The sequence below is a fragment of the Butyrivibrio sp. genome, from assembly GCF_024699075.1.
In genome coordinates, this window is the sequence record NZ_JAILQF010000416.1 from 1 (window position 1) to 9,492 (window position 9,492).

The 9,492-nt window shown below is 37.9% G+C and carries 8 protein-coding genes and 1 pseudogene; all 9 read left to right on the forward strand.

Annotated features, from left to right (window positions below):
• A partial coding sequence (locus K6G87_RS16615; RefSeq protein WP_296839750.1) for a thiamine pyrophosphate-binding protein occupies positions 1-1,213 on the forward strand: 1,213 nt, incomplete at its 5' end.
• A gap of 41 nt (positions 1,214-1,254) precedes the next feature.
• Positions 1,255-2,241 carry a glycosyltransferase family 2 protein gene (locus tag K6G87_RS16620; protein WP_296839751.1) on the forward strand — a complete coding sequence of 329 codons (987 nt, stop codon included), beginning with the start codon at positions 1,255-1,257 and terminating at the stop codon, positions 2,239-2,241.
• Between the two features lie 88 nt (positions 2,242-2,329).
• The gene (gene rfbG, locus K6G87_RS16625) at positions 2,330-3,394 is read left to right on the forward strand and encodes a CDP-glucose 4,6-dehydratase (RefSeq protein WP_296839760.1); all 1,065 of its coding nucleotides are present in this window, start codon (positions 2,330-2,332) and stop codon (positions 3,392-3,394) included.
• A gap of 16 nt (positions 3,395-3,410) precedes the next feature.
• Positions 3,411-4,640, forward strand: coding sequence for a DUF6077 domain-containing protein (locus K6G87_RS16630; protein WP_296839752.1), 1,230 nt, complete (start codon positions 3,411-3,413; stop codon positions 4,638-4,640).
• Between the two features lie 71 nt (positions 4,641-4,711).
• Positions 4,712-5,494, forward strand: a complete 783-nt coding sequence (locus K6G87_RS16635; protein WP_296839753.1) for a hypothetical protein — start codon at positions 4,712-4,714, stop codon at positions 5,492-5,494.
• Positions 5,495-5,514: 20 nt separating this feature from the next.
• Positions 5,515-6,534, forward strand: coding sequence for a hypothetical protein (locus K6G87_RS16640; protein WP_296839755.1), 1,020 nt, complete (start codon positions 5,515-5,517; stop codon positions 6,532-6,534).
• Positions 6,535-6,571: 37 nt separating this feature from the next.
• Complete coding sequence (locus K6G87_RS16645; protein ID WP_296839756.1) at positions 6,572-6,982, forward strand: transporter; 411 nt, start codon at positions 6,572-6,574, stop codon at positions 6,980-6,982.
• Positions 6,979-7,317: a multidrug ABC transporter gene (locus K6G87_RS16650; protein ID WP_296839757.1), complete on the forward strand. Its 339-nt coding sequence runs from the start codon at positions 6,979-6,981 to the stop codon at positions 7,315-7,317. Before K6G87_RS16645 ends, K6G87_RS16650 begins: the two co-directional genes overlap by 4 nt.
• A 106-nt stretch (positions 7,318-7,423) precedes the next feature.
• Positions 7,424-9,492: pseudogene (locus K6G87_RS16655) on the forward strand (hypothetical protein); the annotation flags it as partial.

A 9,492-nucleotide genomic window follows, 5' to 3' on the forward strand; every position in this document is an offset into this window, starting at 1 on the left:
AAGGACATCAGGAGCATATGAAATATTCAAAAGTGTTTGTATAAAGCTTGGGGTTCCTGTTGTTACAGGCTGGAATTCCATAGATCTTATAGAAGATGATGATCCGCTTTACGTAGGCCGCGGCGGTATTATGGGCGACAGAGCAGGTAATTATGCTGTTCAAAATGCTGATCTTGTTCTTGCTATAGGAAACAGACTTTCCATAAGACAGGTTGGATATAATTTTAGTTCATGGGCTAAAGGCGCCTATGTTATAGATGTGGATGTAGACAGGTTTGAGCTTGTAAAGCCTACTATCCATGTGGATATGCCTATATGGGCTGATGCGGCAGATTTTCTTTATAAACTGGACAGAGCGCTTCCTATGGGAGAAGTTTTATATAAATCTGCCAAGGTAAAGCTCATGAAGGGCGCAGATGATATTGAACCAGAAGCAGGAGATATAAGAAGAAGTGAAAGGCCTTCTGACTGGAGCAGCCTTTGCAGGTTCTATAAGAAAGCATATCCTGTAATTTCTGATGATAAGCTTAATGATACCAGAATGACCAATGCTTATGCCTTTTTTGGAAAGCTGTCAGAAAAGCTTCCAGAAGGAAGCAGCATAGTTGTCGGTAATGGCTCGGCCTGCGTTGTTGGAAGTCACTCTTTTATGATCAAAAAGAGTCAGCGCTTTATTATCAACTCAGCGATCGCTTCTATGGGGTATTGCCTCCCTGCAGCAATAGGAGCATGTATTGCTGATAATTATAAAGATATAGCGCTTGTAACAGGAGATGGAAGTATTCAAATGAATCTTCAGGAGCTTCAGACCATTGTGACCAATAAGCTTCCTATACATATTTTTGTTATAAATAACGATGGATATCATTCCATAAGACAGACGCAGACCAATCTTTTTGACAGGCACTTTGTAGGAATAGGTCCTGAAAGCGGTGGATTGTCATTCCCTGATCTTTCAAAGCTTGCTGCTGCATATGGATATCCTTATTATTCATGTCATAGTAACAAAGAGCTTGAAGAGAGTGTGACAAGGACACTGAATGAGAAGTCATATTCAATATGTGAGGTGTTCTGTTCGCCTGAGCAGTTTTTTGAACCAAAGTCGGCAACCAAAAAGCTTCCCGATGGAAGTCTCGTGTCACCGTCTCTTGATGATCTTGCACCATTTCTTTCCAAAGAGGAAAGACTTGCAAATACAGTGGTTGCAGATTGATAACATCTGATCTTTATAATTAAAAGATCTTAAAGGAATATATGAAAAAAATAAGTATACTAATTCCATGTTTTAACGAAGTTGAAAATGTAGAACCTATAAGCAGGGCTGTTGAGAATGTTATTAAAAATGATCTTAGCTCATATGACTATGAGATCGTTTTTATAGACAATGCTTCAACTGACGGAACAAGAGATAAGATAGAAGCCTTATGTGCGCAAAATCCTAAGATCAAAGCTATATTTAATGTTACCAATTTCGGACAGTTCAATTCACCATTTTATGGTATGTGCAGCCTTGATGGAGACTGCGTTATACCTGTATGCGCTGACTTTCAGGACCCGGTTGAACTTATTCCTGTATTTGTACATGAATGGGAAAAGGGACACAGGATTGTCTCAGGAGTAAAATCGTCAAGCCGTGAGAGCGGATTTATATATTTTTTAAGAAGTATATATTACAAGCTCATAAAGGGAATGTCTCAGGTTAGAATGATAGAGCATTTCACGGGCTTTGGTCTCTATGATAAGACTTTTATAAGGCTTCTTAGAAAGCTTGATGATCCGGTGCCTTTTATAAGAGGAATAGTTGCTGAATACGGAGCAGGTTTTAATCTAAAGCTTGTTGAATATGAGCAGCCCAAGAGAAGAGCTGGTAAAACCCATAATAACTTCTATACCTTATATGATGCTGCAATGCTCAGCATAACTTCATATACCAAGGTGGGACTTAGAGTTGCAACTATCTTTGGCTTTATATGCTCTATTTTTTCACTGATAGTAGCCTTTATATATCTTGTGCTTAAACTTACCAACTGGTACGGCTTTGATGCCGGACAGGCACCTCTTATAGTTGGACTCTTCTTCTTTATGTCTATTGAGATGTTTTTTATAGGACTTATGGGAGAATATATTCTTAATATAAATACAAGAGTTATTCACAGACCTGTTGTAGTTGAGGAGAAGAGAATAGGATTTGATACTCCTGAAAAAGATATAGCCAGCAAGGAAGATTCCAGCGATAAATAAGGAATTTGTGGTACTTGGATCAGGATGATCAGTTGTCATGGGCAGATTGCAAAGAGAGGACACTTTTTTGAAGGAAGAAAGACTTTCAATGAGGGAATTTTATAAAGGTAAAAAGGTTCTTGTAACAGGTCATACCGGCTTTAAAGGAAGCTGGATGTGCAGAACGCTCTTACTTCTTGGAGCAGAGGTTGTTGGCTTTTCACTTGATCCGCCTACAGATCCTTCGCTTTTTGATATGGCTGATATTAAGGATCATATAAATTCCATAACAGGTGATATAAGAAATCTTGCGTTACTCAAGGATACTTTTGCCAAAGAAAAACCTGATATAGTGATCCATATGGCAGCCCAGCCTATAGTAAGAACTTCTTATGAAGAGCCGGTTCTTACATATGGGACTAATGTTATGGGAACCGTAAATGTTCTTGAATGTGTAAGGCTTACGGATAGCGTAAAATCTTTTGTTAATGTTACAACTGATAAAGTATATAAAAATAATGAGTGGGAATGGGGATACAGAGAAACTGACGAACTGTGCGGATTTGATCCGTATTCCAATTCAAAGTCCTGTAGTGAGCTTGTTACATATTCCTACAAGAATTCTTTCTTTAGCGGGTCCCAAAGAAAGTGTGCTATATCTACTATGAGAGCTGGTAATGTTATTGGCGGAGGAGATTTTGCCAAAGACAGGATCATTCCTGATTGTATAAGAGCTGTCATAAGTGGTAGTGAAATAATTGTAAGAAATCCTTATTCAATTCGCCCATACCAGTTTGTAATGGAACCTGTGTATGCATATCTAATGCTTGCTGCAAGGCAGTATGAAGATATATCGTTTGAAGGAAGCTATAATATAGGACCTGACGAAGAGGATATTCTTACAACAGGAGATATTACTGATATGTTCTGTAATAAGTGGAATAAGAATCATGCTGGAGCTTCTTGGAAGAACGTATCAGATAAAGGACCTCATGAGGCCGGCTACTTAAGGCTTGATACATCAAGGATAAAGCAAAAGCTTGGATGGAAGAGAAAAACAGACGTCAGCACTGCCATAGACAGGATAATAGAATGGGTTGACGTATGGAATATGGGCGGCGATATACCGGCTTGCATGGACAGACAGATAGAAGAATTTATTAAGACATATTGAAAGTGATGGTCAATAGATGGGAACAGTTTATACTCTTATAATGCTGATTTTGTGGCTTATTATAGTGCCGATTTTAATAGGGATAATACCTGCAGGCATACTGCCTGAAAGAAGGCGGTCACTGGTTGTGACTTTTATAGCAGGGTATCTTTTATCACTTGCTGTGTTTGAAATTGTAGCTATACCCTGTATGCTTTTTATCACCTACAGTGCCTTTTCTATATGTGTGAAAATATATTCAGCAATAGAAATAGCACTTGCAATCGCAGGATTTATTATAGGAATAATTCTTATTAATAAAAAGAAGCAGGAAGACCTTGCATCAGGAGAGATCAATTCTCTTTCTTACAGAGGTATAAAGCACAGGCTTGAAGCAGTATTCCCTGGAGAGCAGCATGTTCTTGCAGAAGATTACATGGATCCAAGAGGAGACGTGTATGGAAGACGTGTCCGCTATTCTACAGAAGGCAAGATATTGTGGGTGATATTTGCTGTGTTTGTATTATTCCAGCTTTATATGGCATTCTTCTATGCATCCTTTGACGGAGATGATGCTTACTATGTTGTTGAATCTGTGCTTGCAGTTCAGACAGATACCATGAATACTATTCTTCCTTATACAGGCGGCTCTACTACGCTTGATATAAGACATGCTCTTGCAGTAATTACAATGTGGATAGCTTTTATAGCTAAGATGTCGGGAGTTCATGCAACAATACTTGCACACACTCTCCTTCCGCTTTTCCTTATTCCTTTGACATATGCTATCTATTTGGAAATCGGCAGAATGCTTTTTAGAAAAGATCCAAATAAGCTCCCTATGTTCATGATAATAATGGCTGTATTTCAGATGTTTGGTCATACATCCATTTCAACAGCAGAGACATTCTTTCTTACAAGAACATGGCAGGGTAAATCGATGCTTGCCAATATAGCGATTCCTCTTATCATATGGCTTTTCCTGTGGATAGGAGAAGATCTTGAAAGAGAAAACAGGCAGAAGCTTTCAAAGTCCAACAGATTTGCACCGTGGATGCTTATGATACTTGTAAATATGGCATCAGGAATTTTTTCATCAATGGGAGTTATGTTTGGAACAATACTTATAGGAGCATGCTCGCTTGTTTTGATAATAAGGTATAAGAAACTGTCAGTTGCTCTAATGGCAGCAGTTGTATGCATACCTAATGTTATTTATCTTCTTATGTATCTGTGCCTGTTAAAAGGGTATTGGAATATTTTATAAAGGCAGAATGATAATACAAAACATAGATAAATAGAAAGAATAAAAGGATTTGGATTCAGGAAAGGTTATATATGCTTCAATATTTTTTGAGATCGGTAGATACCTTCAAGGATTATTGTGGAAGTGGTATTTTGCCACTACTGTTCATAGCTAGTGCAATCTATATAGTTGTAACTGAGAAGGTTACCTGGAAAAAGATGATTCTTGGTGTCATGCCATTGTTTATTATAGTAATGTTCTTCATGCCTTTTACCACAGCTTTATATGAAAAGGTTGGTATGGAAGATGGAACCTACTACAGGGTATTGTGGCTTGTACCTATGGGAATAGATATTTCGTATGCTTTCTGCAGGCTTTTTGACAGGAGAAGGAAGCTTGGACTTGTAGTTGCGATAGCTGTTGTTATTGTATGCAGCGGCTTCAGTCTTGTATATAGAAGTCAGTATATTACAAAGGCAGAGAACAGATTTCATATTCCTACAGCTGCAATAGATATTTGTAATCTCATCGCTCCTGAAGAAGGAGAGGCACGTGTAAGAGCAGCATGTCCTCCTGAGCTTGTGTACTTTATAAGACAGTATAATACAGATATAATGCTTGCTTATGGAAGGGACTATGTTGAAGATCAGTGGGATTATTGGAACGCAGTTTTTGAACAGATGAATATAGCACCTGGCGGAAGCTATAATATTGAAGCTCTTCTTGAGACTACAAGAGAAGCCAAGTGTATGTATGTGATCCTTAATATGAGCCTTTCTACGGATATTGATCCTGAAACGATGGGGCTTGTGTTAATTGCTCAGATGGACGGTTATAGTATATATCTTGATCCGCTTGTGGTTGCGGAGAACTAAAGCAAAGTAAGAGGTTTTATATGAACAGAAGAAAAAGAAGAAACAGAAGGGATGATCATAGGTCAAATAGCGGAAGGATCAGTCTTCCTATAATACTGCTTATTGTAATTTTGTGTTTTGTTGCTTTATTCCTTGGAGTTATATGGAAATTCCAGTTTGGAGGAATAACAGTAGAATATGATCCTGATTATGTTCCTGAGATAAGTCTTAATGCAGAAGATAATGTTCTGTATCCGCTTGATGCTGATACACAGGGACATGAAGATGACGGTGTTGATACTATTCTTTGCCTTGGTAATGATGTCTTTTCCTATGACAGAGATGAAGAAACCGGGCTTTCAAATATGATCGCTGATATGACAGGTGCTACAGTTTACAATGTCTCTTTTCCCGGAACTACAGTTGCCTATGCTCCTCTTGGATCAGGAACAGAGATAGATACATATAGCTTTGTGGGAGTAGCTAAGGCTATTAAGTCAGGAGACTTTAGTGAACTTTCAAGTAAAGCTTCTGATATGGGCCAGGACTATGTTACAAGTGTTGATGCTCTTAAGAGCATTGATTTTAACAGTATAGATACTCTGTGCATAATGTATGATGGCAATGATTATATTCAAAAGAGAACACTTTATAATCCTACAGATGTAGATAATCTTCTGACATCCGGATATGAGTTTGATGAATATACCTATATGGGAGCTTTTGTAGCAGGAGTTAAGGCAATTCATGAAGCTTATCCTCATATCAGGATCGTAGTTAATACATTTACTTATTGCACGGCTCCTGATGAGTCCGGTAATATGCAGCCGGGTGATGTTCTTAACTACGGTAATGGAACTCTTACCGATTATTATGGACGTCTGTTTCAGGCTTCAGAGACTTTGAATGTATCATTTATTGACGATTATATGGGATTTATAACTGAGTCTAATTCGGGTGAATATTTGAATGACAATATTCATATTAATGTAAGCGCAAGACAGTATGTGGCATATCACTTCGCCCTTCTTATCTATCCTGGCAAGGTGAGCACAGACTAAGAAAATTTTAATAATATATAGAAGGATCTTGATGTAGATGAATAGGAAAGTAGCTTTGAATGATATTCTGCTGCTTCAGCTGGCAGTTGGAATATATAGTATCAACACGGTTGTTGGAGGATTTGTAGGCAATTCACTTAATGAAAATGGTGCTATGTCTGTAAAGACAATCGGACTTTTATTTTTGGAAGTTGTAGTACTTGGTATTTATGCGATCTTATGGCAGCAGCTTATCGGGAAGTTCCAGCTTTCAATAGCTTATGCCAACAAGGCCATGACTCTTTTGTGGTCACTTATGTGGAGCATAGTCCTTTTCCATGAAGATGTTACTATTTATAAAGTTGTCGGAGTAGTAATGGTAATGGCAGGAACTGTAATCCTTAATACAGATCCTGATGCGGCAGAAAAGTCAGGGACTAAAGAAATCAAGAAGGAGGATGAGCAATGAGTTTTTACCTTCTTCTTGCAGTTTTAGGACAGATAATTGCATCATTTTCACAGATACTGCTTAAAAAGAGTTCGGGAAAAGAGTATTCCTCTTTTATCAGACAGTATTTAAATGCCCTTGTAATATGCGGCTATGGAATGCTTGGGATATCAATGCTTATATCTGTAGTGTGCTATTCGGGGCTTGAATATATGCAGGTTGTAATACTTGAACCAATTGGATATGTTATCGTAATGTTTCTTTCAAGGTTCTTCTTTGGAGAAAAGATTACTACAAGAAAGCTTTTGGGAATGGTTATCCTGTTATCAGGAATAATGGTTTTCTATATTAATTGATTCAAACATAAAGAGATATAAGTAACAAGCTATTTGTCATAAGGTGCCGATTGTGGGGCGCCTGTATCATGTTATTAATGTTTTAGGGGCAACGAGGAGATTACTTATGAAAAAGCATCATAGCATTTTTTGTACAAAGAGCATACCTGATTATAGAAAGCAGGAATTCAGAAATAGAAGAAACGCATCTAGGATGCCAAGAGCCTTAGATGTAGATGGTTATAATGGTCAGGTTGATTATAACGATCAGGATAATTACAAAGATGATTTAAGTGGTAGTGCTCAAGGCTACGAGGAATTTGAAGAAAAGGCTTTTGTAGAAGAAGGAGCCTTTGAAGACCAGGATAATAGTTATACAGATGATCCTGAAAAGATAGATGATTCTGTGAATGGAATTGATCCTGAAAACAAAGATAATTCTGTAAATGGTGATGATCTAGAACATGCTATATATAAAACTGCAGAAGAAATGTCAGGTTCATATCAGAATATAGATGATACTGTTCTTATTAATGCTGCAGCCATATCCAAAAACCTCGAATCATCAGAATCAGATTTCCCTATAGACTTTCTTGATGACGAGATATCTGATGATACCAGGGATTTTGATAATGAATATGATGAGTACGATGAAGATATTCAGGATACGCAAGATGAGTCTTCTTATGAAGACTACGAATCTGATGAATATGAAGATTATTTAGAAGATACTGAATCTGATGGATATGAAGATTATTTGGAAGATACTGAATCTGATGGATATGAAGATTATTTAGAAGATACTAAATCTGATGGATATGAAGATTATTTAGAAGATGCTGAATCTGATGGATATGATGATTATCAACAAGAACCTGTTCCGGTAGGGGCATCTGATTATGATGATATAGAAAATGACTTAAGAGAAGAGGAAGAAAAGTTTGTCTCAAAAAGGTCATCTTCTAAAAATGCTCAAGGTACAAGTGTAAGGTCACGCTCTCATGGCAAAACTGTAGCCCCTGTAAGAAATGGCAGCAGAGGAAAAAGAAGAGCCAAAGTTTCTTCTGGTTCTAATAGGAGAAGACCTGCAAAACAAAGGAAGAGAAAACAAGATAACAATATAATTCTTTTTTTGAAAAATTCAAATGCTCTCGAAAAGATGTCGATGGCGATAGGACTTGTAGTTATTATTACAGGTGTTGCGCTTGGAAGTCTGATAATCAGAACAAAAGCAAGGGCTGATGAGATCTCTTCATTTAGTAATGTTGGATGCGAAATAGCAGAGATGCAGGTTCCGGGTAGCTCGGGGCTTGTAGCTGTAGCAGATGCACAGGAAGCTAAGCAGGCAGCGGCAGAGGCTGTATCTGAGGCGGCTTCAGCAGCAACTACACAGGAAGAACAAAACGGTGTAAAGGTTAACTTGTCACTTGCTTCAATCAAGCAGGACCTTAAGATCAAGTTCTTAAGCAGTGAGTCTGCAAGGCTTATTTCAGGAGTTCCTTTTGAAGTTGAGATCAAAAAGCCTGACGGATCAACAACTACCTGGAAGGATGAGGATAAAGACGGAATAATATATCACTATGATATCCCGGCTGGTACCTATACAGTTACGATGAAAGAGTTATCAGGTGATGATTATAAGGACTATACCTTCAATACTAAAAGTCAGACTATTGAAGTTAAGGAGAATATCGAGTACAAGGCCGTCGATGTAAGCGATGAAGTAAAGGAAGAATCTGAGGTTAATGTTGCTGTAGAGGATACTGTTGTACAAGAGACAGTAGTTGAATCACAAAATACTGATACTGTTGAATGGGTCGAATCTACAAAGACAGAGATAGGTTCAAGCGGAGAAGTATCTTACGAGGAGATCAAAAAAGATACTATTGTAAACCCGTACTCAGCTAAAGGAATTATAGATGCTGATTCTTTGCAGCTTATTACTTCTAGTGATAATGCATCCACAGAGAATACTTCTTCATCTGCTGAGTCAAGCACAGTAAGCTCGAATGCTTCTACAACAGCTACTACAAGTAGTGAAAATAATAACGGATCAGGCGATGATACTTCAGATACAGGAAATACCGGAAGTAGCGATACAAATAGTGGAAGTTCAGACTCGAGCGGATCTAATACAGGAGGAACTACAGAAAACTCTTCCGAAGAAAGTACGGAAGAAACAAAGACATATACGTA

What these genes read in the sequence shown, in the direction of transcription:
- K6G87_RS16620 (WP_296839751.1), top strand. Translation starts at nt 1,255, where the DNA reads ATGAAAAAAATAAGTATACTAATTCCATGTTTTAACGAAGTTGAAAAT.
- rfbG (WP_296839760.1), top strand. Translation starts at nt 2,330, where the DNA reads ATGAGGGAATTTTATAAAGGTAAAAAGGTTCTTGTAACAGGTCATACC.
- K6G87_RS16630 (WP_296839752.1), top strand. Translation starts at nt 3,411, where the DNA reads ATGGGAACAGTTTATACTCTTATAATGCTGATTTTGTGGCTTATTATA.
- K6G87_RS16635 (WP_296839753.1), top strand. Translation starts at nt 4,712, where the DNA reads ATGCTTCAATATTTTTTGAGATCGGTAGATACCTTCAAGGATTATTGT.
- K6G87_RS16640 (WP_296839755.1), top strand. Translation starts at nt 5,515, where the DNA reads ATGAACAGAAGAAAAAGAAGAAACAGAAGGGATGATCATAGGTCAAAT.
- K6G87_RS16645 (WP_296839756.1), top strand. Translation starts at nt 6,572, where the DNA reads ATGAATAGGAAAGTAGCTTTGAATGATATTCTGCTGCTTCAGCTGGCA.
- K6G87_RS16650 (WP_296839757.1), top strand. Translation starts at nt 6,979, where the DNA reads ATGAGTTTTTACCTTCTTCTTGCAGTTTTAGGACAGATAATTGCATCA.